A 25,139-nucleotide genomic window follows, 5' to 3' on the forward strand; every position below is an offset into this window, starting at 1 on the left:
TAGTGTAGAAGCCTTTACTGCCTAAATGGCATAGTCAACCTACATGATTTAGCAGGTGGGGGTTGAATTTTTTTAATTATTGACTTCAATGTCTTTTGCTGTTGAGACAAAAAATAATTTTCCTATACCGACAATATAAACAATATATGATATTACTTCCAATAATGATGGGTTTCCATTATAGCCGAACATAGCTTTTAAAAAGCTTCCAAATGTTCCTTTTTCATTGATAATTCCATTAATATCATATAAATGCTCTATAATTACCGGTAAAATATGTGCTTCCTGTAATTCATGAATGCCCTGCGCAAGTAACCCTGCAGATATGAATATCAACAGTCCTCCTGTAATCTTAAAGAACTTTTTAAGATCTAATTTAATGGATGTCTTAAAAATAAAATAAGCTAATATAACTGCAACCATAAGGCCTAAAGTTGAGCCGACAAACGATACTATAGCACTGCTTTGTGTCAGGCTTGCTTGCAAAAATAAAACAATCTCTACTCCTTCCCTGAACACAGAAATAAACGAAATAGCGATAATACCCCATGAACTGTTGTTTTCGATGACCATGTCAATTTCTCTTGCTAAATTTCCTTTCAAGTCTTTACTTTGTTTTTGCATCCATAAAATCATTGAAGTAATTAATACTACAGCCAGTAGCATGACAATTCCTTCAAAAAGCTGTTCTGCCATACCCTCAAATTCGACTGAAAAAATTTTAAATATGTATGCCAAAAGAATGCTTAATAAAAAAGCATATCCTACTCCATAATATACGTTCTTTTTTAAAGAGTTCTGCCCAATTTTAGACAGATATCCAAGTATAATACCTAAAATCAATGCTGCTTCTATACCTTCCCGTAAAGTTATTAAGAAACTACCTACCATATAATATAAATCCTCCTTTATTATTGATTTTGATTTTCATTATCATTTATATTATAAATTATCAACTATCACTTGTCAATAAATGGACAAAAATACCAGATATTTCGCAACTATTGCTATCAAAAGAGACTCAACAATATGGTACAAATGGTATCTTTTATGAATCAAACCACATAAAAATGTCGTCAACCATAATCAAATGATTGACGCCATTAAGAACTTTTTACTGTCTACTTGATAGGAAGTACATTAGGGAGCCGGGATATTTTTTAAGATCTGTCAACATCTTTTTTTATCATAAACCTGCAAAGGTAGATTATGATAAAAGAGCACATGACCATTATAACAGAAAGGCTTAAAGCGTAATTTAAGTCACTTTGCATTGCAGTGTATATGGCTAGCGGCATTGTTCTCGTCTTTCCCTCTAGATTGCCGGCAAAGATGATAGTTGCTCCGAATTCGCCAATAGCTCTTGCCCATGTGCTTATAAGTCCAGTTATGAGAAATCTCTTTGTTATCGGTATGTATATTGCTGTCATCAGTTTAAAATCGTTGACACCAATTAGTTGTGATTCTTCCCATATTGTTCTATCGACAGACATAAATGAAGAATAAGCTACTTTGATGTAGTATGTTGATGATATGAAAATCTGCGCTAATATTACGGCTATCACTGTAAATGATATTTGTATGCCTATTGAACTCAAAAATTTTCCTATGATGCCTTCTCTACCAAATGCCATCAAAAGGGCAATTCCTGCAACTGCAGGTGGTAAAACTGCAGGTATGTCCACAAGGTATTCGGCAAACGTAGATATCTTTCCTTTTTTAAATGCAATATAGTATGCAAGAGGTGTTCCAAATAAAAATGTGATGACGACAGTTACACTGGATGATATGATACTGAGCAGTAGTGCATTGATTGCAGGACTAGATGTGATTTCAGCTACTATTATATTTAAAGGAGTTTTAATTATTAGCGAAATAAAAGGTATTAATAAGAAAAAAATTAAAATTGATATAGGCAAATAAATATACGCCATTTGAAACACCTCTTTAATAATTATCCTTTCATTATAAATCCGTAATCCTTTAGTATTTTCTTTCCATCTCCATTTAATAAAAAATCTAGAAATTTCGACGATAAAGTCTTGTATTTAGTATTTTTAACGATAGCAGCAGGATATGTTGCAATGACATTGTATTTATCAGGTATGTTAATAACTTTTATTTTGCCAGAAAATGGCTTTGCATCAGTTACATAAACAATGCCAGCGTCTGCTTCACCCATTGCAACCTTTTGTGCAACATCTGTAACAGTTACTTCTTTTGTAACGACATTTCTAAGTGTTGCTTCCTTGAACCCTTTATAGTCAGCATCGATTTTTGACAGCATATCAAGTGCATATTTACCGGCAGGGACAGATTCATCTGCAAGAGCTAATTTCACTCCGGAGTTTTTTATATCCATAAAGCTATTTATGCTGCTATCTTTATATGCGATGACAATAAGCTTGTTATATAATAATGTTTTAGGTGCCTCAACAAGATTTTCGCTGTAAAGTGGCGTCATGTTTCTTTCATCAGCAGAAATAAATATGTCAGCGTATGCTCCTTGTTCTATTTGCGTCCTCAATGTCTGGCTTCCAGCAGAATTTAAGATTATTTTTACACCCGGATTTAATCTTTCAAACTGCTTGACAACTGTATCCATAGAATCTTTTAAGCTTGCAGCAACAAAAACTGTCAAGGATTTATTGCTGCTTTCACTGGCATTTATATCGCATCCTGTTACCATTAAAATGATTAAAAAGATAGATAATATTAGCAAAATAATTTTTTGGTCTTTCATTGTTAATCACCACCAACGGAATTTATCAAATAATCTTTAAGCACATCTTCTATAAAGCTGGGGTTTACGTATGCTTTGATTCCTCTTTCTTTGAGCCGCATTATGGCTGCATTTCCTATCATGCATACGAAGACTGCCTCGCAATCTTTGATTTTGTCTATTACAATATTCATTCTGTCGTTAAAATCATCGCCTCCACATGCATTTATACATTCTCTGACTTCACGGACAAAATAATTTCCATCATCATATAAATCAACGATGATAAATCTTTTTGCGTGTCCAAAATGTTCGTTAACCATTTTGCCATCTCTTGATGCGATTGCAATTCTATGCATCATATGTCATCACCTAAAAGTCCTGCCGCATCAGCTCTGCACTGTCTGCAGTGGTACATCTGACTTATAATTTTTGAATTTTGATGCCTCACTTTTTCAAGTTCATTGCACTTGGGAGCTTTTAAATGTGAAAATTCAGCTTGTGGAATAAGCGGCATTATGTTCATGATGGCAACACCAAGTTCCTTTATTTTTTTTGCTATATCATCTATGTGCTTATCGTTTATGCCAGGTATCAAGACAGTATTGACCTTCACAAGTAAGCCGTTGTCACAAGCAGCTTCTATGCCTTCTAGCTGTTTTTCTATAAGCACTTTTGCTGCATCTATTCCTCTATACGTATTATCTTTATAAATTGCATAATCGTATATTTCTTGACCTATGTTGGGATCTATAGCATTTATTGTCACTGTGATTGTACTTATGCCGCAGTTTATTAGAAGAGGTAGCTTATCGCTTAAAAGCAGTCCATTTGTGCTTAAGCATTTGATCATATCTTTAAATTCTAAAGAAATCAATTTAAAAGTTAAGAATGTCTCATCGTTGTAAAGTGGGTCGCCGGGGCCTGCTATTCCTATGACAGAAATGCGAGGCTCTCTTTTTAACATCTTTTTAGCATATAATATTGCTTCATACGGATCCATGACTTTAGTTGTTACGCCGGGCCTGTTTTCATTTACGCATCCTGTCTTTCTGTCGCAGTATTTGCACTTTATATTGCACTTAGGTGCTACGGGCAGATGTATCCTGCCGTGATATAAAGTCGCATCAGGGTTAAAACATGGGTGTCCAAAACCTACCGTATTAAATTCTTTATTCATTTTCATCCTCTCCCTATAAAAAATTTTGGAGCCTTTAATCGACTGATTAAAGGCTCCAGTGCCTAAAAAAAGTCTTTAACCGAATGGCTAAAGACTTCTTCGTCTTTTATTTTTTTATTTATGAAAATTATTGAAAATATAATAGCATAGTATATTTTTAATGTCAATACTTTATTTTTGTAAAGTATTAAAATTTTTTGCTTGACATTTAATAAAAATACTGATATCATTGTTAACAACGATAAATTTTTGCTAATCTTTCTTAATACATAATTTTATTTGACATATCTATTTTGCTTTATTCCAAAAGACAGCTATAATTTAGTTCAGAACTTAAATAAAAATGAATATTAAATTTATAATATTGTAATAAGCAAAGGCGCTTTTCTAAAAATGAAAAGCGCTTTTTGTTTTGGCAATGGAGCCATGTATATATATTTTTACTGTATATATGCATGGCGTTATTTTGTTAGGGGGTGATGATTTTGGCGTTATTGTAATTTTGATCTAGATACTAATAAAAAATATAAAGATATTGAAAAATTTAAGGAGGTTTTTAACGATGAGACAAGTAGCTATTTATGGTAAAGGTGGTATTGGAAAATCAACAACGACACAAAATACTGTTGCAGCATTGTCAGAAATGGGTAAAAAAGTCATGGTAGTTGGATGCGACCCAAAAGCAGATTCAACAAGGCTTTTGCTTCATGGATTAAATCAGAAAACAGTTCTTGACACTATAAGGGATGAAGGTGAAGATATAGAACTTGACGATATTATGCGTTCTGGCTATGGCAATACAAAATGCGTAGAATCAGGCGGCCCCGAGCCAGGTGTTGGATGTGCAGGGCGTGGTATCATCACATCGATAAATATGCTGGAAAACTTAGGAGCTTATGAAGACGACCTTGATTATGTCTTTTATGACGTCCTTGGTGATGTCGTTTGTGGTGGTTTTGCAATGCCTATTCGTGAAGGCAAAGCAAAAGAAATATATATAGTGGCTAGTGGTGAGATGATGGCGATGTATGCTGCAAACAACATCTGCAAAGGAATTAGAAAGTATGCAAATCAAGGAGGCGTAAGGTTGGGCGGTATTATTTGTAATTCTAGAAAAGTTGACAACGAAGAAGAACTACTAAAGGCATTTTGCAAAAAACTAGGGACACAGCTTGTATACTTTGTCCCAAGGGACAATATCGTCCAGCGTGCTGAGATAAATAAAAAGACTGTCATTGATTATGATCCACAGGCACCACAGGCAGATGTGTATAGAGAACTTGCTAGAAGAATTGATGAAAATGACATGTTTGTCGTACCAAATCCAATGCCAACAGATGAACTTGAAAAACTCCTCATAGAATATGGACTTATGGATTAGTTTGAAAGGGGGTCTATAAATGATCGAAAGAAATCATACGCAAGATGATATGATGGAAAGCCTAGTTGAAAAAAACAAGAAATTGATTGAAGACATTACAGATTCTTATCCTAAGAAGGTTAGTAAAGAGAGAAAAACGCACCTTGTAGTGATAGATCCAAGCGAGGAACAGCATATAATGGCAGATGTTGCCACAATTCCGGGAATTATGACAAACAGGGGATGTAGTTATGCAGGCGCAAAGGGTGTCGTTTTTGGACCTGTAAAGGACATTCTTCATTTGACACATGGACCAATTGGATGTGGATACTACACATGGAATACGAGAAGAAATCTTGCAGAGCCAGAAGAAGGCTATAACTATTTCATAAAAAATTGCTTTTCTACTAATATGCAGGAAAAAGACGTAGTCTTTGGTGGCGAGAAAAAACTTTATGGCGCCATAAAAGAAGCGTATGAAATATTTAAGCCGAAAGTTATAGGCATATACGCTACATGTCCAGTTGGACTTATTGGCGATGACATAAAAGCCGTCGCAAAAAAGGCCGAAGAAGAGCTGGGCATAAAAGTAATTACTGTAAGCTGTGAAGGTTATAAAGGCGTCAGCCAATCTGCCGGGCATCATCTTGCCAGCAATACTCTTATAATGGATATAGTTGGGACAAAAGAACTTGAAAACCCGACACCATACGATATCAACATATTCGGTGAATACAATATTGGCGGTGATGTGTGGTTAGTAAAAGATCTGCTTCAAAAGATAGGATATCGCGTTGTAAGTGTATTTACAGGCGACTCAAAATACGATGATCTTGCAAAGGCTCACAGGGCAAAACTTTCAATATTGATGTGCCACAGATCTATAAACTACACAAACCGCATGATGGAAGAAAAATTTGGAGTTCCATGGCTTAAAGTAAATTATATAGGCATAACTTCCACAATAGAATCATTAAGGGAAATGGCTAAATTCTTTGACGATCCAATGATATACGAAAACACTGAAAAAGTTATTGAAGAAGAGCTTATGAAAATAAAACCTAGACTTGACTATTATAAAGAAAGGCTTAAAGGCAAGAGAGCAATACTTTTTGTTGGAGGTTCTCGTGCACACCATTATCAAGATTTGCTGAAAGACATCGGCATGGAGACAATTGTTGCCGGCTATGAATTTGCCCATCGGGATGATTACGAAGGACGCAAAATAATACCTGAGATAAAAGAAGCACCCCATCACAAGATACTTGACACGTATCATTTTGAGAGAGTGACAGAACCAGCATATCCTCAGGAGAAAATAGAAGAAATGAAGAGCAAGATGCCTGATCACTTCATGAATTATGAAGGAATGATGGTTCATATGGAAGAAGGCTCCATCGTCATTGATGATTTCAACCATCACGAGACTGAAGAGCTTATAAAAGCTTTGAAGCCTGACATATTTTTATCAGGTATTAAAGACAGATATGTATTTCAAAAGATGGGGGTTCCTTCAAGACAGATACATTCCTATGACTACAGTGGACCTTACAGTGCATTTGAAGGTGCTGTAAATTTTGCAAGGGACATGGATATGGCTATAAACAATCCAATTTGGAAAGAGGTGACTCCACCTTGGAAAAAATAGCGAAAGGAGAATCAAAAATGGAATGCAATAATACTGAACGCAAATACCTTACGGTAAATCCTCTAAAGACGTGTCAGCCGCTTGGAGCTGTTTGGGCGTGCCTTGGTATACACCAATGCATGCCACACAGCCACGGTTCACAGGGTTGCACATCGTATTTAAGGATGCAGCTTACCCGCCATTTCAGAGAATTTATACCGACAACAACAAGCTCTTTTTCAGAAGCACAAGTTGTCTTTGGCGGTGTCGGAAATCTAAAGCAGGCGATACGAAATATTTTAAGCATTTACAAACCAAAAGTAATCGGAATTTCCACAACATGTTCAGCAGAAACTATCGGCGATGATGTTCCTGGTACAATAAATGAGATGCGAGCAAGCGGTGAGATACCAGAAGATGTCAAAGTATTTACAGCAAGTACACCAAGCTACGTAGGCTCACATGTGACAGGTTTTTCTAACATGGTAAAATCTGCCATAGAAACATTTGCTAAAAAGAGTTCACCAAATGGGAAAATAAACATTATTCCAGGATTATTAAGCCCGGGTGATTTGAGGGAAATAAAGAGAATATTGAAGATAATGGGGATTGATGCAATCATTCTACCAGATATCTCTGATGTTTTAGATGCACCTATGACAGGTGAGATACATCTGTATCAAAAGGGAGGCACTACCATATCCGAAATAGAAGACATGGGAAATTCGATAGCTACTATAGTTCTAGGGAGAGAAGCAGGAATCGCCCCTGCAGAATCTTTAAATGAAATGTACAATGTACCGTATGAGGTACTTCCACTGCCTATTGGCATAAGTAATGTAGACAAATTTATCATGAAGTTAAGTGAAATAACAGGTAAGCCTATACCTTACGAACTTGAAGAAGAACGAGGAAGGCTTGTGGATATGATGCTGGATGCACACGCCCATTGGTACAATAAAAAAGCTGCAGTATTTGGAGATCCCGATATCGTTGAAGCTATAGTTGGATATGCAAATGATTTAGGGATAAATGTTTTGTATGCTTTAACAGGGACTTACAGTAGTGAATGGGAAAAAACAGTAAAATCTATGGTTCCAGATGCATATGTTTCATCAGATAGCGATTTATGGTATCTAAAAGAACAACTTGATAAAAAACCTGTTGATATGCTATTTGGTAATAGCCATGGAAAATATCTTGCAAAGGAGTACGATTTGCCGCTTTTGAGAGTTGGCTTCCCAATTTTAGACAGAGCAAATCTTCAACATTTCCCAATTGTAGGATATAAAGGGACAGCATGGCTTGTTGAAAGAACAGGAAACACTCTTCTTGACTACAAGGATGCTAAATCGCCAGAACATCTTCTGGAGCTTATTATGTAGATATCAAGAGGTGAATAACATGATTAAGCTGTCAGATGAGGCATTATTGCAGGTTAAAAAAATATTAAAAAATTTGCCTAATAGGACTGAAACAACAGGACTGCGAATCTATACAGTCCCAACAGAAGAAGGATTTCTAGCCGGTTTTGCGGTTGCTGATAATTTTAATGAAAATGATGAAATCTTAGAGTATGATGATGTGTATATCTATATTGATAAATCAGATCTTAATTACCTAAAATACAGCGTAATTGAGTATGATAACAAGTACAATAGATTTTTCATAAATATGCCACATAATTTTAATGCTTTGTGTTCAACTTGTGCTAGATATAGCGATTGTGATTATATTAATTGAAAGGGGATATTCATATGAAAATGGTACGTGCCATAATAAGGCCAGAAAAAGAGAAGCAAGTTGTTGAGGCTCTTGATAAAAATGGATACAGCTCTATGACAAAAATGCACATATTTGGACGTGGTAAACAAAAGGGAATACAAGTAGGTCCTATTGTATATGATGAATTACCAAAAATTTTGCTTATGATTGTAGCAAAAGATGAAGATGTATCAAAGATAGTTAATCTAATAGAAAGTAATGCTCGAACAGGAAACATAGGTGATGGCAAGATATTTATAAGTGAAGTAGATGAAGCATACACAATTAGAACTGGCAATAAAGAGTTATGAGGAGGATTACTTATGAAGGAGATTGTAGCAATCATCAGGAGACAGAAACTTCATGAAACAAAAACGGCTCTGGATGGACTTGGCTTTTCACCTATGTCAATACTGAGTGTAAGTGGCAGAGGCAAGCAGAAAGGATTCATTGGTGAAGTTGATCCAGTGATGGATGAATTTATGTTGGATGAGGCAGACGTAGATGTAAGGTTTATTCCAAAAAGATTGATTTCGATTGTTGCAGATGATGCTGATGTTCCTAAAATTGTTGAAACTATAATAAAGACAAATAATACAGGCTATCCAGGGGATGGAAAAATTTTCGTTTTGCCAATTACTGACGCAATTCGCATAAGGACATCTGAAATTGGTTTAAGTGCAATAAAATAAAATTTATAGAGAAGCCTTTTTAAAGGCTTCTCTATTTTAAAAAGGTGGTGGTATTATGGAACTCAGACTTGACATACCTGAAAGAGAGAAATTTATAAAGATGAAGGGAAAACATCATAAGAAGGAATTTATATGTAATACTGATAGTGTTGCAGGCAGTGTAAGTCAGAGAGCATGTGTATACAGTGGTGCGAGAGTCGTATTAAATCCTATAGAAGATGCTGTACATCTGGTCCACGGTCCTATCGGCTGTGCCAGTTATACGTGGGACATAAGGGGAAGTCTGTCAAGCGGCTCAGAGCTTTTCAGAAATAGCTTTTCATCTGATTTAAAAGAAAGTGATGTAATTTTTGGAGGAGAAGAAAAGCTATCTAAGTGCATAGATGAAATATACGAAAAATATAAGCCAAAGCTTATTTTCGTATATTCAACATGTATTGCCGGCGTAATTGGCGATGACATAAAAGCTGTGTGCAAAGAATCATCAAAGAAATACAATATATATGTTGTGCCTGTAGAATCCAGCGGTTTCGTCGGAAATAAAGCTGCAGGTTATAAAGCTGCCTGCAATTCGCTTTTAGACCTAATTAAAGAATTTCCTGTATTAAAAAAGGAACCTTTAAGTATAAACTACATGGGTGATTTTAATCTTGCAGGTGAAGCATGGATAATAAAAGGATACCTTAATCAAATGGGTCTAAAAGTGAATACAATATTTACTGGTGATTCAAATTTTGAATCATTGAAAAAAGCAACAGCTTCCAGTTTAAATATCGTTCAATGCGCAGGCTCTATGACGTATCTTGCAAAGAAGTTTGAAGAAACTTTCGATATACCGTATATGAAAGTATCATTTTTAGGTATTGAAGATACTTCAAATTCTCTAAGGAAAATTGCAGCATTTTTTAATGATAAGGATGTTATGTTAAAAACAGAAAAACTAATAGAAGAGAAAACTAAAATGGCAAAACCTATAATAGAAAAATATAAAAGATATTTAAAGGGCAAGAAGGCTGCTATTTTTGTTGGGGGCGGATTCAAGGCAATATCGCTTATTAAGCAGTTTAGAGAACTGGGGATAGATGTAGTAGTAATTGGTACACAAAATGGACAAAAGGATGAATACGAAAAGATTGAAGAAATAGCAGATTATGGCACTGTCATACTGGATGATGCAAACCCATCAGAACTTGAAAAATTTATGGTTGAAAAGGGAGCAGACATTCTAGCCGGCGGTGTTAAGGAGAGATTTCTATCATACAAGATGGGTATCGCATTTATCGATCACAATCACGACAGAAAACACCCCTTAAGCGGCTATGAAGGCGCAATCAATTTTGCTGAAGAAGTCTATACAACAGCATGTTCGCCGGTATGGAAATATGTGAAAGATGGGGTGAACAAATGTGTATGAAACGTATAAAAGCGTAAATGAAAATCCATGTAATATGTGTATGCCTTTAGGCGGTATAATTGCATTTAGGGGAATCGAAAAATCTATGGTGTTGTTGCACGGTTCACAGGGCTGTGCAACATACATGAGAAGACACATCGCCGAACACTACCATGAGCCAATTGACGTTGCATCATCATCGCTGAACGAGAAGGGAACGGTGTACGGTGGCGAGAAAAACCTTATTAAAGCTCTCGATAATGTGATTAGAGTGTACAATCCGAACTGCATTGGGATACTTACGACATGCCTTGCAGAAACAATAGGTGAAGATATAGACAGAATAAAGTCAGAGTATAAAACATCGAGAAATATAAGTATACCAATAATAACGGCACCAACGCCTGGATATGGTGGAACACACAGTGAAGGATTTGTAAAAACATCATACAGAATAGTTGAAGAGCTTTCGACAGACAAAGAAAGACATGACAGAATAAACGTAATTGTACCAAATATAAGCACAGCAGATTTAAGAGAAATAAAGAGACTTCTTGAACTTATGAAAATACCGTACATTCTATTTCCTGATTATTCTGATACGTTGGATAGTCCTTTTAATTTCCCTTACAAAAAAATCCCTGATGGTGGCACAAAAATATCTGACATAATGTCTATGGGAGGATCTATTGCAACAATTGAAATAGGTATAAATTATGAAGAAACACCGGGTAAATATCTTCAAGATAGATTTGATGTACCGCTTTATAAAGTGCCGATACCAATAGGATTAAGAAACACAGATGCGTTTTTGAAATTGTTAAAGGAAATTACAGGTAATCCAATACCAAAATCTATAGAAATGGAAAGAGGTAGACTTATTGACGGAATGATAGATTCGCACAAATACAATTTTGTAGGAAGATGCACTATCTTTGGAGATCCTGAAATGGTGTATTCTGTATTTACTACATGTATGGAAAATGGGATACATCCTCTTTTAATTGCGACCGGAAGTAAGACACAAAAATTAAAAGAATTAATTGCCAGTGAAGATAATCCCCTAAATGATGACATTACAATTGTTGATGAAACTGATTTTAGTCACATATTAAAATTATCAGAAGAAAAGGAAGTAAATATCGCCATAGGTCCATCTGACGGAAAATATCTAACCGAGAAAGGTGGTATACCGCTTGTACGCCTAGGATTCCCTATACTAGATAGAGTCGGAGGACAGAGAATATTATCTGTAGGTTACACTGGAACGTTAAATTTACTTGATAGAATTACAAATACGCTACTAGAAAATAAATACAAAACATATAGGAAAGATATGTATGAAAAATATTATAAGGTTATATAAAAAACAGTATTCGCCTCCTTTTTTTGTATCATATTTATTTGTAAGATTAATTTCTACTGTCTAATGGGATATGTGTAGAAATTATTTTTTTCAATTGAATCTTTCTTGAAAAATTATATGCTCATATATTTATTGATTCATTAAATGATTTTCATGGTTCTGTTGGAGAGATACTGGAACTTCCACTTAAAAACAATTATGAAAGAGCTATTTTTATTTCCTCTTTAAATGCAATTATGCGGCATCTGCGTTTGGATGATCACACAGTACACTGCAAAAACAATGATTTAGAAAACTGTGCTCAAAAAATAGTCTCCTTCATTGCTGAAAAATACGCACAACCGCGTATATGCTTTGTAGGGCTGCAACCTGCGTTAGTAGAAGCCTGTTCCTCCAAATTTTCCGTTAAAGTGCTTGACCTGGATAAAGACAACATAGGTAAAGAAAAAAGCGGTGTTTTGATACTGGATGGAGAGAAAGATTATAAGGACGCAATAGAATGGTGCGATATAGCATTGGTAACAGGGAGTGTTATTGTTAATGGAACGATTGAGAATATTTTAAAGGTTCAAAAACCATTGATCTTTTTTGGGACGACGGCTGCTGGGCCCGCCAAGTTAATGGGGTGGGAAAGATTTTGCCCTTGTTCTTATTGATATAGAATTCCTAATATACAGGCAAAAAGGTGATTGATGTATGCTTAAAGCAAAATTTGTTAAAAAGCTTCCTGATTTTGTTCTTAAAGTTGACTTATTGGTTGATAAAGAAATTTTGGTTCTTATTGGACCTTCGGGATCTGGTAAAACAACTGTTTTAGAATGTATTTCAGGCCTTCAAAAGCCGGATTCGGGGGAGATAATATTGGGAGAGAAAGTTCTTTTTTCCTCATCGAAGCGAATCAATCTTCCTTCCTACAAACGGGGTATTGGGTATATATTTCAAGAATATGCACTTTTTAGTCACTTAACAGTAAAAGATAACATTCTTTATGGGGTAAAAAATTTATTAAAAGAAGAAAAAAAAAAGCAGCTCAATAAAATACTTAAACAATTTAATATATCTCATCTGGCTGAAAGATATCCAGTTCAGCTTTCAGGTGGTGAAAGACAACGAGTAGCTATGGCAAGGACACTTATAACAAAACCTCATTTGTTATTGCTGGATGAACCCCTTTCAGCTATGGATAGGAAGCTAAGAGAAAGACTGCGTAAAGAAATAAAAGAACTTCATAAACAGTGGAATATACCTTTTGTTTTGGTTACACACTGCCGATGTGAGGCAGAGCTTGGTGATAAGGTCTTTAAGGCAGAAAAAGATGAAGATGGAGGTGAAATTATAATGCGGTTTTGTCAAAGTGCTTGACGGACAATGAATTAGGCGTCCAGTTTGTGTTGACAGCGACCGAAAACGGATATAAATACAGAAAAGTAAAGATTAGTAACTAATTTTATGGGGCATAATATCATATAGCCCCGATATCATCCGATACCAAATGTAAATTTAGTGCAAAGGGGCACTCTGATGTAAAGGAATGCCCTTATTTTTGTAGGTAATAAATTTATATTTAAATATACAATCTTAATGTAATTTAAAAAACTAATAAAAAGAGGAGGCTGAATCATGCGTTTTATTACGCGAACTTTAATTGTTGTTTTATTGTTATCAATTTTATTAACAGGGTGTGGCAAAAGCGATAAAAAGATGTCAACAACGAACGCCAATTCAAATGTCAAGCAGGTTCTGCATTTAAGCCTTCCAAATGATCCACCTATGTTAGACCCACAAAGAGCAACAGATATGACATCATTTGAGATTTTAAATGCAGTATTTGAAGGATTAGTAAGAATAGATAAAGACGGGAAAGTGGAAAAGGGCTCAGGTTTGGCCAAGGATTGGACAATCTCTCCAGATAAACTTACATATACTTTTCATTTAAAAGATAATATTAAGTGGAGTGATGGGAATCCAATAACAGCACAAGACTTTGAATATTCTTGGAAGAGAGCATTAGATCCAAAGACTGCATCAGAATATGCGTATATTTTGTATCCAATTAAAAATGCAGAGAAATATAATTCAGGTAAAGCATCTGCTGATGATGTTGGTATTAAAGCACTTGACTCTAAAACATTACAAGTTACACTCGAGAAACCTACACCATATTTTTTAGGACTGACATCATTTATCACATATCTTCCTGTTGAGAAATCATTTGTGGAAAAAGTCGGTGATAAATTAGCATCAAGCCCAGATAATATGGTATTCAGTGGACCCTTTAAGTTGAAAGAATGGAACCATGAGCAAAATCTAACATTAGTAAAAAACGAAAATTACTGGGATAAAAATAATGTTAAATTGAGTGAAATAGACCTTGATATAGTGAAAGACTTAAATACCTTGGCGCAAAATTACGACACTGGAAAATATGACACAATAAGTGTGACAGGTGATTATATTGACAAGTATAAAGGACAAGTAAAATATGCTCCAAATGGCGAGGTTTATTTTATAGCATTAAATAATACAAGTCCGATATTTAAAAATGCCAATATTAGAAGGGCATTTAGTTTGGCGATAAATAGGAAAGAGCTTGCGGACAATGTACTTAAAGATGGTTCTTCACCAGCATATGGCATAGTTCCAAATGGCATACCTGGTGAAAAAGACGAATATAGAAAAGAAGTTGGTGACCTGTTTAGCGAGGATACAAATAAAGCGAAAGAATTATTAAATGAAGGCATGAAGGAACTTAATATAACAAAATTGCCTAAGATTACACTTTTAGCCAGTGATTCTGATTCCGGCAAAAAGTTAGCGCAAGCATTGCAAGAGTTTTGGAAAAAGAATCTTGGAGTCGATGTCGAAATACAAAGTATGGCATTTAAAGTTAGGCTTCAAAGGCTTAAAAGTAAACAATACGATATGGCTATAGATGATTGGATTGCAGACTACAATGATCCTATGACATTTCTTGATATGTGGGTTACAAATGGAGGAAATAATGACTCTGGTTTTTCAGATCCTGAATATGATAAATTAATAAACGATGCTGAATCTACTCCAGATGCTAAATTGCGTATGGATGACATGAAGAAGGCTGAAAAAATCTTTATTGACGCAATGTCGGTTGCGCCAATTTATTTTTCATCAACAGCATATGTACAAAAGGATTATGTGAAGGGATATGTAAGACATCCGGTCGGCGTATCTGATGAATGGAAATGGGTATATATAGAAAAATAGATTTTGAAAAAATAATAAAAGGGATATAAAGTCAACTTATATAAATTTTTATTTACCACATTTATATTCATAGAACTTTTTCCAAAAGTATCACCCGAAAAGGAATGAATATAGACATGAAAATTAATAATGTTGAAACATTACTAATAAAAGCACCTGTTAAAAAGCCATTTAAAACTTCATTTGAAAGATACATAAAGCCAACCATAATGGGTATGGACATTCTTGATTTTGATAATCTAATGCTAAAACTTGATAAGAGTATTTTGCACAATTCAAGTGCAAAAGCAGCATGTGATATAGCTATATATGATATACTTGGACAATACTATAAAACGCCATTATATAGATATCTCGGAGTTGTAACGGGTAATCACATAAGGACACAGTTTAACCCATTTGATAAAGATATTTCAGAACTAGAATTTGATATGGGTACAAGGATACCCCTAGAAAATAATAAGCTTGTAAGTATAGGTAATCAAAATACATTTGGAAATCATGTTGTTAAGTTGCCTACAAAAGATGTTAATGGAAATCTTGTATTTAAAGATGCATTGGTATCAACGTTGCAAGATATAAATAGAGGTTACCTTCCATATACGAGGGCAAATATTTTAAGACAGGCATTTAAACTTCTTGGTGATAGGTATGGCTGGGGTGACAGCTTTAATGGGAGGGATTGCTCAAGCTTTATAATGTATGTATATAAGACATTTGGATTTAGACTTCCCAAGGAACGCCGATGATTATACTTTTTTAGATGTATTAGAGGGTTTAGAGAGAAACAGATATTTCAGATAAATATAATTGAGGACATAAGAAGAGGTGAAAGATTAACTATAGAAGATGATTGGGATAATCTAATATTTATAAAGACGTAGGCTAAAAAATAAAACTGGAAATTTATCATTAATATTTTTTGGGGTAAGGGGGGAAGTGTACCTATTTTTAATCCATAATGTTATGTAAGATTACCAGTTTTTCAAACAAATAATAAAAAGATATGATTCCAGTAAAAATAAAATTTCTATTTGAATTTTGATGCGAAATCTCTGTATATCCTTAATAAGCATTGACCTTTATATTTTTTTATGATATAATTTCACTGTAATGAAATGATAAATTAAATATTTATAAAATGCAAAGCAATGAAGCTTATGAATATGTTATTATATTCATAAGCTTTCTATTTTTAGTTACAATTAAATATATAACTAAAAAGTAGGCAAGGGTGCCCGTTCTATTATGAATTGGGCACCCTATATATTTTTAGAAAGGGTGACATAAATGAAGATTGGCGTACCAAAGGAAATAAAAATAGGTGAAGAAAGAGTGGCTATAACACCAGCGGGAGTTGAGGCATTTTGTTCTAATGGTCATACAGTGTATATTGAGAAAAATGCAGGTATTGGAAGCGGTATTGAGGATGAAGAATATATAAAGGCAGGTGCTGAAATTGTTGAAACTCCTTACGAAGTATTTCAAAAATCGGATATGATAATAAAGGTAAAAGAGCCACAACCATCTGAATATGATTATTTTAAAGAAGGTCAAATCCTATTTACTTATTTACATTTAGCACCAAATATTGAATTAACAAAAGCACTTCTAAAGAAAAAGATTATCGGTATTGCATATGAGACTGTACAAAATGACGATGGATCACTTCCATTATTGGTTCCCATGAGTGAAGTGGCAGGGCGAATGTCTGTAATAATCGGAGCACATTTATTAGAAAATGTAAATAAAGGGAGAGGTGTTTTATTAAGCGGAGTACCTGGTGTTGAACAGGCAGAAGTTGTAATAATAGGCGGTGGAACTGTAGGCACAAATGCTGCAAAAATAGCTTCAGGCATGGGAGCACATGTGACAATACTTGACCTCAATGCTCAAAGACTTGCATATCTTGATGACATATTTGGTGGCAAGATAACAACATTGATGTCAAATAGTTATAACATTGCAGAGAGTGTGAAAAAAGCAGATCTTTTAATAGGTGCTGTATTGATTCCAGGTTCAAAAACACCAAAGCTTGTTACAGAAAATATGGTAAAAAGTATGAAGAAGGGTTCTGTTATAGTTGATGTAGCAATAGATCAAGGTGGATCTGTTGAGACAATTGATAGGATAACCACACATGAAAATCCATATTTTATTAAGTATGGTGTTGTACATTATTCTGTAGCGAATATACCAGGAGCAGTTCCGAGGACATCTACATTTGCATTAACAAATGTTACAATTCCGTATGCGATTGATATTGCGAATAAAGGCTATAAAAAAGCGTTATTAGAAAACAAATCACTTTTAAAGGGATTGAATATATATTATGACAATGTGACATATAAAGCAGTAGCAGATGCACATGGATTTAAATATGTCGATCCTCTTGAAGCATTGAAATAGCTTAAATTTTATCAAATTCTTGTTATCAAATTGATGCGCATCAATTAATTTTATTAGCATTGACGTTAATAAGAATTCCAGATTAAAGATCAATAAAAATTTTATAAAAGGAGGTCAATTATGTCAAAGTCATTTAGATTCACATCATTCATCATTGCTGTATTAATTTTAGCTGTAATATTTTCAGGTTGTTCAAAAAGCAATTCAACATCTGCATCATCAGATACCATAAAAGTTGGAGCACTTTATGAGCTGACAGGTGGCGTTGCAACATTCGGGACATCGTCCTACAATGGTGCAAAATTGTACATCGATGAAGTGAATAAAAACGGTGGTGTGCTTGGTAAAAAAATTGTTTTATTGAAAAGAGATAATAAATCGCAAACTGATGAATCAATAAATCAGGCTACAAAACTTATACAACAAGATAAAGTTGTAGCTATCTTAGGGCCTGTAACATCAACAAATACAATAGCAGCATCATCTATTGCAATGCAAAACCATATACCTTTGATAACAGGTTCGGCTACTGCTGTAAGTGTTACAGTCGATCCTAACACAAACAAGGTCAAAAACGAGATATTCAGAGCTTGCTTTATAGATCCATATCAAGGTAGTGTTATGGCACAATTTGCTGCAGAAAAATTGAATGCCAAAACCGCAGTTGTGTATATTGATAATAAAAGTGACTACAGCAAAGGTCTTGCACAAAGTTTCAAAGAACAGTTTGAAAAGCTTGGCGGGAAAGTTATTGATACAGAAGCATATGTAGCAGGTGATCAGGATTTTAAAGCAGCCCTTACTAAGATAAAAGGATTAAATCCAGATGTCATATTTATACCTGGATACTATCAAGAAACAGGAAAAATAGCTAAACAGGCAAGGGACATGGGTATAGAAGTACCTTTGCTTGGTGGTGACGGTTGGGACTCACCTGAACTATTAAAGATAGCAGGTGCATCTGCACTAAACAACGTTTATTACAGCAATCACTTTATATCAACAGACCCTGATCCGACTGTTCAAGATTTCATTAAGAAATATAAAGATGCTTACGGTACAGAACCTGATGCGATGGCAGCACTTGCGTATGATACAGCAGGCATGTTGGTGCAAGCGATAAAAGATGCCAACTCAACTGATCCTGCAAAGATTATTGATGCTTTATCCAAGCTTAAAGATTTTAAAGGCGTAACAGGTACAATAACAATAAATAGTCAGCATAATCCAGTCAAATCTGCTGTTATCATACAGTTAAAAGATGGTAAGCAGAACTTTGTTGAAAAGGTAGCAGCACAGTAAAGTAAATACGGTTGCTTATGAAGTAAACAAAAATAAGTGCTGAATAAAACTTGTAAAACACTGCAATGCGGTCACATAGTGGCCGCTTATGTTCTTTTAATACATTTTAACTTGAGGTGATATTTATGAAGACATTTATAGAGCAGCTTATAAATGGTTTATCCTTAGGAAGTATATACGCACTTATTGCTCTCGGATATACTATGGTTTACGGCATAATGAAGCTTATAAATTTCGCTCACGGTGATATATACATGGTAGGTGCCTTTACAGGATTCTTTGCATCCACATATCTCCACCTCGGCTTTGTACCATCTCTTTTATTGGCAATGTTAGTAAGCCTTATACTAGGTGTGACAATAGAGCGTGTGGCGTACAGGCCCTTAAGAGATAAGTCAAAAATCTCAATATTGATTACAGCTATCGGTGTCTCCCTTTTGCTGGAAAACGGAGGCATAATCCTCTTGTCTCCGCAAGTCAGGACGTATCCTCAGATTTTCAAGCAGCACATGTACTCATTTTTCAACGGAATAATTACAATATCAAACCAGCAAATCGTCATATTTGTCGTATCCATAATCATGATGGTGGGACTTCAGCTAATAATATACAAAACAAAGATGGGAAAGGCCATGAGAGCTGTCTCCACAGACCCAGATGCAGCAAAACTTATGGGAGTAAATGTAGATAGGACCGTTTCATTTACATTTGCAATAGGATCTGCCCTTGCTGCTGTTGCAGGTGTCTTAGTTGGCATATACTACAACTCAATAGATCCCCTAATGGGTATCATGCCAGGCTTAAAAGCATTCATAGCAGCAGTCTTAGGCGGAATAGGAATAATACCAGGTGCTATGGTAGGAGGATTATTGATGGGGGTCATAGAAGCACTTGTTTCCGGTTACGGCAGCTCCCTATACAGAGATGGCGTTTCATTTGCAATACTCATCATAATACTTTTAATAAAGCCAACAGGACTATTTGGCAAAAATGTAAGAGAGAAAGTGTAGGTGGTAAAGTTGAAGCAAATATTGAAAAACAGGTTGCTGATTTTTATAGGGCTATTCGCCATTTACGGTATAATACAAATCTTGCTGTCAACAAGTATATTGAACGATTATTACGAAATAAACATAGTTCTTATGGGTATAAATATAATACTTGCTGTAAGCCTTAACCTTATTAATGGATTTACAGGACAATTTTCATTAGGACATGCAGGTTTTATGTCAATCGGTGCATACACATCTGCCATCATAACATACAAATTGGGGCTTCCATTTCCATTGGCATTGTTAGTAGGAGGCATATCAGCAGGAATAACAGGAATATTGATAGGAATACCATCATTAAGATTAAAAGGTGACTATCTCGCCATAACGACACTGGGTTTCGGAGAAATAATAAGGGTAATCTTTTTAAACACCGAATACGTCGGTGGAGCAAGCGGTCTATCCGGAATACCAAAGTACACAAACTGGACGTGGGTATTCTGGATATCAGTCATAACCGTCGTCTTAATCAGAAACTTCATAAACTCCAGCTACGGCAGATGCTGTGTTGCAATTAGAGAAGACGAGACAGCAGCCGAATCGATGGGCATAAACACAACTTTCTATAAGACATTGGCATTTACAATAGGTGCATTCTTTGCAGGAATAGGCGGTGCACTTTACGCTCACAACTTTTACATCATACAGCCAGAAACATTCAACTTCATGAAGTCATTTGATATCTTGACAATGGTTGTCTTAGGCGGCTTAGGTAGCATAACAGGATCAATACTATCAGCAATTTTCCTCACATTCGTATACGCAGTGCTGCAGGACTACGCTGCGCTAAGAATGGTAATATACTCACTCCTCTTAATCATCGTAATGCTATTCAGACCAGAAGGATTGATGGGTACAAGAGAATTTTCTCTCAAAAAATTATTTAAGAAAGGGGAGAAAAGCAATGAGTTTACTCTCAATTAAAGATGTTTCTATAGATTTCGGCGGTATAAAGGCCTTGATAGATGCCAATATAGAACTGGAAAAAGGCTCTCTTACAGGTCTTATAGGACCTAATGGTGCAGGAAAATCAACAGTATTCAATATAATAACAGGAATATACAAACCAACATCAGGGAAAGTGATATTTGATGGAAAAAGCATATCTCAAAAGCCGTACAACAACACGAAGCTTGGTATAGCAAGGACATTTCAAAACATACGATTATTTAAAAACCTAACTGTCCTTGACAATGTCAAGATAGCCCAGCACATTCACGTGCAATACGGACTATTTAGCTCATTCATTCAGCACAAAAAATACTTAGATGGGGAAAAATCGCAGAATATAGAAGCAATGAATTTACTTAAAATCTTCAATCTTGACAAACATGCCTTAAACCTTGCCAAAAATCTACCATATGGCGAACAGAGAAGACTTGAAATAGCTAGAGCACTAGCAACAAAGCCAAAGCTTCTTCTTCTAGATGAACCTGCAGCAGGAATGAATCCACAAGAGACAAAAGAGCTTACAGACACAATCAGATTCATAAGGGACAAATTTGACATAACAATACTCTTGATTGAGCACGATATGTCTTTAGTGATGGACTTATGCGAAGACATATACGTCATGAACTACGGGAAAATAATCGCCCATGGCACACCAGACGAAATCAAGAGAAACCCAGAAGTAATAGCAGCATACCTTGGAGAAGAAAGTCCTGATGAAAGTGAAATTTTATCAATTGAAGGAGGTGCTTAAAACATGTTAGAGGTAAAAGATCTCAACGTATCATATGGAATGGTCAATGCCTTAAAAGGCATAGACTTAAAAGTAAATGATGGTGAGATCGTGACAATAATAGGTGCAAACGGCGCAGGTAAAAGCACTACTCTAATGACGATATCAGGCATATTGAAGCCAAAAAAAGGCTACATCAAATTCAACGATGTAGACATAACGAAAAAGCCTGCTCAAAATATAGTCGATATGGGCATCTGCCAAGTGCCAGAAGGAAGAAGAATATTTGCCAACATGACTGTGATGGAAAACCTTGAGATGGGAGCTTATCTCAAGAAAGACAAAATGGTAAAAAGCGACATGGAAAAAGTGTTTAATTTATTCCCACGCCTAAAAGAAAGGCATAAGCAGATTGCCGGTACTTTAAGCGGAGGAGAGCAGCAAATGCTGGCCATAGGAAGAGCATTGATGGCAAAGCCAAAAATGCTTTTATTGGATGAACCATCGATGGGGCTTGCACCGATAGTAGTGCAAGATATATTTAAGACAATAAAAAATATAAATGATGACGGCACAACCATCCTTTTAGTAGAACAAAACGCTAAAATGGCACTATCTATTGCAGATAGAGCATACGTCCTTGAAACAGGAAATATCTCTCTTGAAGGTGCTGCATCTGTCTTGAAAAACGATGAAAGGGTTAAAAAGTCGTATTTAGGGGGGTAGTACGAAAATACACTATCTTAAATTGCCTTGTACTTAATCATTTGATATTTTAGATACATGGCAATAGATGTGATTTCAAAATGATGGTTTAAAGCAAAAGAGGTAATTTCCAATTATTAATGCGGTTTTGTCAAAGTGCTTGACGGACAATACGATTGAAATGTATTAAAGAATTATGGATAAAATTAATGATAATAATGATAATAGAGGAGGAGATAACATATGAAATTCAACTTTTTTATACCAACGAGAATTATTTTTGGTGAAAATTGTATTAAAGAAAACAGCAACTTAATGTGTATAGGTAAGAAAGCATTGATAGTTACAGGTAAAAGTTCTAAAAAAAATGGTTCACTTGATGATGTGTTATCGGTACTTACAGATAACGGCGTAAAATACGAGATTTTTAATCGTGTTAAATCCAATCCGGACTTAGAAAATGTATTAGATGGTGCTGATGTTGCAAGAAAAGTCGAAGCTGATTTTATAATCGGCATTGGTGGTGGTTCTCCACTTGATGCATCAAAATCCATTGCAACCCTGGCCACAAATTTAATTGAACCGGAAGAGCTTTTTTCTAACATGATTAAAAAAAGACCTTTGCCTATAATAGCTATTCCGACAACAGCAGGGACAGGAAGCGAGGTTACACCATATTCAATTTTGACGTATGACAAAATTGGAAGTAAAAAGAGCTTTTTTAGCCCATTGATATTTCCTAAAATAGCTTTTTTAGATGCTAAATATACCATGAGTTTATCATATAATGTTACTGTGGATACTATGCTGGATGCGTTGTCACATTTGATAGAAGGATTTCTATCAGTAAAGTATAATAATTTTTATGAATATATTGTTGTTAATGGATTAAACAGTTTGAAGACATGTTATAAAAATGTATTAGATGCAAGTACTGATATTAAAAAACTTGATTTTGAAACAAGAGAATTATTACTTTATTCCTCAACATTAGGTGGTATGTTAATAGCACATACAGGGACATCTGTTGTTCACGCTATGGGTTATTCTCTCACATATTATAAAGAGATTCCACACGGCAGGGCAAATGGGATATTGCTTGCAAATTATTTGAAATTTAATTATGACAGTGAAGAATATAAAATTAATATGGTATTAAAGTTATTAGGAATTAAAGATATTTATGAATTTGAAAAGATTATAAATGAACTGATACGTAAAGAAGGCAAAATACCTGAAATATCAAGAGATGAGTTGAATAAATATTCGTCTATAGCCATAAAAGCTAGTAATATAGCTAATAACAAAAAATCAGTAACACAAGATGATCTTTTAGACATTTATACGAAGAGCATATTCTAAGACATATCTGGTAATGGTATTATACCATTGTTTTTTACCTTTTAAAAAAGGGAATGGTTATGTATGAGTATAAAGTGCAGAGATATACTAGTGCTTCCATCTTTGAAAAAGTTTAGATTAGTTGGTGGAAAAAACGGTCTTGACAGGAATTTAAGCTGGGTGCATGTTGTAGATATTCCTGATGTTTCTAAATGGGTTCATGGAGGTGAGTTGCTCTTTACAACAGGTATAAGCATAAAAGATAATGTTGATATTCTGATGAAAATTATTGAAGAAATAAATTCGAAGAATCTGGCAGGACTTGTGATAAATGTGGGACCTTATATCAAGAATATTCCGAAAGAAGCTATTTTATTAGCCGATAGGCTTGATTTCCCGCTTTTTGAGCTTCCTTGGGAGGTTAAACTTGTTGATGTTACAGAGATAATATGTAATTTTATTATAAAAAAGTCAATTGAGGAAAAGTCAATAGGAGAATTTTTAGAAAACATACTTTTTACAGATTTTAAATCTGAAGAGGTTTTTGTAAGCAGGGCAGAATATCATGGCTTTAACATCAGTCATCAAAACTGTGTTATGATTACAGATATAGATAAATTTGGGCAATATATAAATAAAAGCAACATAAAAGACGAAAAGAAGATAATGGATATAAAATTTTGTTTGCAGCAGATTGTAAACAATACATTAGAAAAAAACGGCAAGAGACCGCTTTCTTTAATTCGTGGTGATTCTGTTATATCTCTCATATCTAAAAAGGAAGCAGAAGATGAAAGCTCAGTAGTAGGAATTGCAGAGGAAATAAGAAAAAGTGTTATCGAGCAGCTATCTCCATTAAAAGTTAGCATTGGAATAGGACGATATTATTCTAATTTAAAAGATATAAAAAATAGTTTAAAAGAGGCTGAAAGAGCTTTAAAGCTGGCTTATAAAATAATGGGAGGCAATTCAGTTTATAGTTATAGTGAAGCGGGAATTTTTCGACTTTTATTTGAAATGAAGGATAAGAGTGAAATGATTTCTTTTTTCAATGAATTGATGGAACCAATGATGAAATATGATGAAAGCTCAAGAGCTGATCTCATTAATACATTGGAGGTATTTTTACAAAACAATGGTAATTTTGTAAAAACCGCTAAAGATCTCTTTATACATCGCAGTACTTTGAACTATAGAATAAAAAAAATTGAGGAAATCCTTAATGTGGATTTATCTGATTGGGAAACTAAATTTAATTTACAAGTAGCATTGGCTATTGGAAAATTTCTCAAATATTGA

25 protein-coding genes are annotated in these 25,139 nt (G+C 34.8%); 20 read left to right on the top strand and 5 right to left on the bottom strand.

Going from position 1 to position 25,139, the window contains the following annotated elements:
- Positions 1–72: 72 nt before the first annotated feature.
- The 5 genes from efeU to Q2T46_RS13490 all read right to left on the bottom strand — a co-directional run bounded on the left by efeU (position 73) and on the right by Q2T46_RS13490 (position 3,902).
- On the bottom strand, positions 73–891 hold the full coding sequence (gene efeU / locus Q2T46_RS13470; RefSeq protein WP_303265068.1) for an iron uptake transporter permease EfeU: 819 nt from the start codon (positions 889–891) through the stop codon (positions 73–75).
- Positions 892–1,160: 269 nt separating this feature from the next.
- Positions 1,161–1,934, bottom strand: coding sequence for an ABC transporter permease (locus Q2T46_RS13475; RefSeq protein WP_303265067.1), 774 nt, complete (start codon positions 1,932–1,934; stop codon positions 1,161–1,163).
- A gap of 20 nt (positions 1,935–1,954) precedes the next feature.
- Positions 1,955–2,743 (bottom strand): molybdate ABC transporter substrate-binding protein, encoded by a 789-nt coding sequence (modA, locus tag Q2T46_RS13480; protein ID WP_303265066.1) that lies wholly within the window; start codon positions 2,741–2,743, stop codon positions 1,955–1,957.
- A gap of 2 nt (positions 2,744–2,745) precedes the next feature.
- Positions 2,746–3,084 (bottom strand): NifB/NifX family molybdenum-iron cluster-binding protein, encoded by a 339-nt coding sequence (locus tag Q2T46_RS13485; RefSeq protein WP_303265065.1) that lies wholly within the window; start codon positions 3,082–3,084, stop codon positions 2,746–2,748.
- Positions 3,081–3,902: a radical SAM protein gene (locus tag Q2T46_RS13490; RefSeq protein WP_303265064.1), complete on the bottom strand. Its 822-nt coding sequence runs from the start codon at positions 3,900–3,902 to the stop codon at positions 3,081–3,083. Before Q2T46_RS13490 ends, Q2T46_RS13485 begins: the two co-directional genes overlap by 4 nt.
- A gap of 562 nt (positions 3,903–4,464) precedes the next feature.
- On the opposite strand from Q2T46_RS13490, the gene nifH reads away from it, so the two are divergent.
- From nifH to Q2T46_RS13595, 20 genes are all read left to right on the top strand, one after another.
- Positions 4,465–5,283 carry a nitrogenase iron protein gene (nifH, locus tag Q2T46_RS13495; protein ID WP_015311976.1) on the top strand — a complete coding sequence of 273 codons (819 nt, stop codon included), beginning with the start codon at positions 4,465–4,467 and terminating at the stop codon, positions 5,281–5,283.
- Positions 5,284–5,302: 19 nt separating this feature from the next.
- Entirely contained in the window at positions 5,303–6,910 is a 1,608-nt protein-coding gene (gene nifD, locus Q2T46_RS13500; protein ID WP_303265063.1) for a nitrogenase molybdenum-iron protein alpha chain, read from the top strand.
- Positions 6,911–6,927: 17 nt separating this feature from the next.
- Complete coding sequence (locus tag Q2T46_RS13505) at positions 6,928–8,274, top strand: nitrogenase component 1 (protein WP_303265062.1); 1,347 nt, start codon at positions 6,928–6,930, stop codon at positions 8,272–8,274.
- Positions 8,275–8,293: 19 nt separating this feature from the next.
- Entirely contained in the window at positions 8,294–8,632 is a 339-nt protein-coding gene (locus tag Q2T46_RS13510) for an iron-sulfur cluster assembly accessory protein (protein ID WP_303265061.1), read from the top strand.
- A gap of 14 nt (positions 8,633–8,646) precedes the next feature.
- The gene (locus Q2T46_RS13515; protein WP_015311972.1) at positions 8,647–8,964 is read left to right on the top strand and encodes a P-II family nitrogen regulator; all 318 of its coding nucleotides are present in this window, start codon (positions 8,647–8,649) and stop codon (positions 8,962–8,964) included.
- Between the two features lie 12 nt (positions 8,965–8,976).
- Entirely contained in the window at positions 8,977–9,345 is a 369-nt protein-coding gene (locus Q2T46_RS13520; protein WP_015311971.1) for a P-II family nitrogen regulator, read from the top strand.
- A gap of 55 nt (positions 9,346–9,400) precedes the next feature.
- Positions 9,401–10,759 (top strand): nitrogenase iron-molybdenum cofactor biosynthesis protein NifE, encoded by a 1,359-nt coding sequence (gene nifE, locus Q2T46_RS13525; RefSeq protein ID WP_209454165.1) that lies wholly within the window; start codon positions 9,401–9,403, stop codon positions 10,757–10,759.
- Complete coding sequence (locus tag Q2T46_RS13530) at positions 10,752–12,104, top strand: nitrogenase component 1 (protein ID WP_303265060.1); 1,353 nt, start codon at positions 10,752–10,754, stop codon at positions 12,102–12,104. Before nifE ends, Q2T46_RS13530 begins: the two co-directional genes overlap by 8 nt.
- A 251-nt stretch (positions 12,105–12,355) precedes the next feature.
- Positions 12,356–12,760: a Rossmann-like domain-containing protein gene (locus Q2T46_RS13535; protein ID WP_303265059.1), complete on the top strand. Its 405-nt coding sequence runs from the start codon at positions 12,356–12,358 to the stop codon at positions 12,758–12,760.
- Between the two features lie 40 nt (positions 12,761–12,800).
- Positions 12,801–13,466 carry an ATP-binding cassette domain-containing protein gene (locus Q2T46_RS13540; protein WP_303265058.1) on the top strand — a complete coding sequence of 222 codons (666 nt, stop codon included), beginning with the start codon at positions 12,801–12,803 and terminating at the stop codon, positions 13,464–13,466.
- 258 nt (positions 13,467–13,724) lie between these two features.
- Positions 13,725–15,347: a peptide ABC transporter substrate-binding protein gene (locus Q2T46_RS13545; protein WP_303265057.1), complete on the top strand. Its 1,623-nt coding sequence runs from the start codon at positions 13,725–13,727 to the stop codon at positions 15,345–15,347.
- A gap of 116 nt (positions 15,348–15,463) precedes the next feature.
- Positions 15,464–16,096 carry an NlpC/P60 family protein gene (locus tag Q2T46_RS15605; RefSeq protein ID WP_399387467.1) on the top strand — a complete coding sequence of 211 codons (633 nt, stop codon included), beginning with the start codon at positions 15,464–15,466 and terminating at the stop codon, positions 16,094–16,096.
- 541 nt (positions 16,097–16,637) lie between these two features.
- Positions 16,638–17,756 (top strand): alanine dehydrogenase, encoded by a 1,119-nt coding sequence (gene ald, locus Q2T46_RS13560; protein WP_303265056.1) that lies wholly within the window; start codon positions 16,638–16,640, stop codon positions 17,754–17,756.
- Between the two features lie 120 nt (positions 17,757–17,876).
- Complete coding sequence (locus Q2T46_RS13565; RefSeq protein WP_303265055.1) at positions 17,877–19,058, top strand: ABC transporter substrate-binding protein; 1,182 nt, start codon at positions 17,877–17,879, stop codon at positions 19,056–19,058.
- 125 nt (positions 19,059–19,183) lie between these two features.
- Positions 19,184–20,068, top strand: a complete 885-nt coding sequence (locus Q2T46_RS13570; protein ID WP_303265054.1) for a branched-chain amino acid ABC transporter permease — start codon at positions 19,184–19,186, stop codon at positions 20,066–20,068.
- A 9-nt stretch (positions 20,069–20,077) separates the two neighbouring features.
- Positions 20,078–21,034: a branched-chain amino acid ABC transporter permease gene (locus Q2T46_RS13575; protein ID WP_303265053.1), complete on the top strand. Its 957-nt coding sequence runs from the start codon at positions 20,078–20,080 to the stop codon at positions 21,032–21,034.
- The gene (locus Q2T46_RS13580; protein ID WP_303265052.1) at positions 21,015–21,815 is read left to right on the top strand and encodes an ABC transporter ATP-binding protein; all 801 of its coding nucleotides are present in this window, start codon (positions 21,015–21,017) and stop codon (positions 21,813–21,815) included. Before Q2T46_RS13575 ends, Q2T46_RS13580 begins: the two co-directional genes overlap by 20 nt.
- A 3-nt stretch (positions 21,816–21,818) precedes the next feature.
- Positions 21,819–22,520, top strand: a complete 702-nt coding sequence (locus Q2T46_RS13585; RefSeq protein ID WP_303265051.1) for an ABC transporter ATP-binding protein — start codon at positions 21,819–21,821, stop codon at positions 22,518–22,520.
- A 222-nt stretch (positions 22,521–22,742) separates the two neighbouring features.
- On the top strand, positions 22,743–23,861 hold the full coding sequence (locus tag Q2T46_RS13590) for an iron-containing alcohol dehydrogenase family protein (protein WP_303265050.1): 1,119 nt from the start codon (positions 22,743–22,745) through the stop codon (positions 23,859–23,861).
- A gap of 63 nt (positions 23,862–23,924) precedes the next feature.
- Entirely contained in the window at positions 23,925–25,139 is a 1,215-nt protein-coding gene (locus Q2T46_RS13595; RefSeq protein WP_209454157.1) for a PucR family transcriptional regulator, read from the top strand.

This window comes from Thermoanaerobacterium sp. CMT5567-10 (assembly GCF_030534315.2).
GTDB lineage: Bacteria > Bacillota > Thermoanaerobacteria > Thermoanaerobacterales > Thermoanaerobacteraceae > Thermoanaerobacterium.

Bases quoted from the DNA above. Each gene is read 5' to 3' on its own strand.
- nifE (WP_209454165.1), top strand. From the start codon at position 9,401: ATGGAACTCAGACTTGACATACCTGAAAGAGAGAAATTTATAAAGATG.
- ald (WP_303265056.1), top strand. From the start codon at position 16,638: ATGAAGATTGGCGTACCAAAGGAAATAAAAATAGGTGAAGAAAGAGTG.
- efeU (WP_303265068.1), bottom strand. From the start codon at position 891: ATGGTAGGTAGTTTCTTAATAACTTTACGGGAAGGTATAGAAGCAGCA.
- modA (WP_303265066.1), bottom strand. From the start codon at position 2,743: ATGAAAGACCAAAAAATTATTTTGCTAATATTATCTATCTTTTTAATC.
- Q2T46_RS13595 (WP_209454157.1), top strand. From the start codon at position 23,925: ATGAGTATAAAGTGCAGAGATATACTAGTGCTTCCATCTTTGAAAAAG.
- nifH (WP_015311976.1), top strand. From the start codon at position 4,465: ATGAGACAAGTAGCTATTTATGGTAAAGGTGGTATTGGAAAATCAACA.
- Q2T46_RS13515 (WP_015311972.1), top strand. From the start codon at position 8,647: ATGAAAATGGTACGTGCCATAATAAGGCCAGAAAAAGAGAAGCAAGTT.
- Q2T46_RS13520 (WP_015311971.1), top strand. From the start codon at position 8,977: ATGAAGGAGATTGTAGCAATCATCAGGAGACAGAAACTTCATGAAACA.
- Q2T46_RS13565 (WP_303265055.1), top strand. From the start codon at position 17,877: ATGTCAAAGTCATTTAGATTCACATCATTCATCATTGCTGTATTAATT.
- Q2T46_RS13510 (WP_303265061.1), top strand. From the start codon at position 8,294: ATGATTAAGCTGTCAGATGAGGCATTATTGCAGGTTAAAAAAATATTA.
- Q2T46_RS13485 (WP_303265065.1), bottom strand. From the start codon at position 3,084: ATGATGCATAGAATTGCAATCGCATCAAGAGATGGCAAAATGGTTAAC.
- nifD (WP_303265063.1), top strand. From the start codon at position 5,303: ATGATCGAAAGAAATCATACGCAAGATGATATGATGGAAAGCCTAGTT.
- Q2T46_RS13590 (WP_303265050.1), top strand. From the start codon at position 22,743: ATGAAATTCAACTTTTTTATACCAACGAGAATTATTTTTGGTGAAAAT.
- Q2T46_RS13540 (WP_303265058.1), top strand. From the start codon at position 12,801: ATGCTTAAAGCAAAATTTGTTAAAAAGCTTCCTGATTTTGTTCTTAAA.
- Q2T46_RS13505 (WP_303265062.1), top strand. From the start codon at position 6,928: ATGGAATGCAATAATACTGAACGCAAATACCTTACGGTAAATCCTCTA.
- Q2T46_RS13570 (WP_303265054.1), top strand. From the start codon at position 19,184: ATGAAGACATTTATAGAGCAGCTTATAAATGGTTTATCCTTAGGAAGT.
- Q2T46_RS13490 (WP_303265064.1), bottom strand. From the start codon at position 3,902: ATGAATAAAGAATTTAATACGGTAGGTTTTGGACACCCATGTTTTAAC.
- Q2T46_RS13475 (WP_303265067.1), bottom strand. From the start codon at position 1,934: ATGGCGTATATTTATTTGCCTATATCAATTTTAATTTTTTTCTTATTA.
- Q2T46_RS15605 (WP_399387467.1), top strand. From the start codon at position 15,464: ATGAAAATTAATAATGTTGAAACATTACTAATAAAAGCACCTGTTAAA.
- Q2T46_RS13585 (WP_303265051.1), top strand. From the start codon at position 21,819: ATGTTAGAGGTAAAAGATCTCAACGTATCATATGGAATGGTCAATGCC.
- Q2T46_RS13545 (WP_303265057.1), top strand. From the start codon at position 13,725: ATGCGTTTTATTACGCGAACTTTAATTGTTGTTTTATTGTTATCAATT.
- Q2T46_RS13580 (WP_303265052.1), top strand. From the start codon at position 21,015: ATGAGTTTACTCTCAATTAAAGATGTTTCTATAGATTTCGGCGGTATA.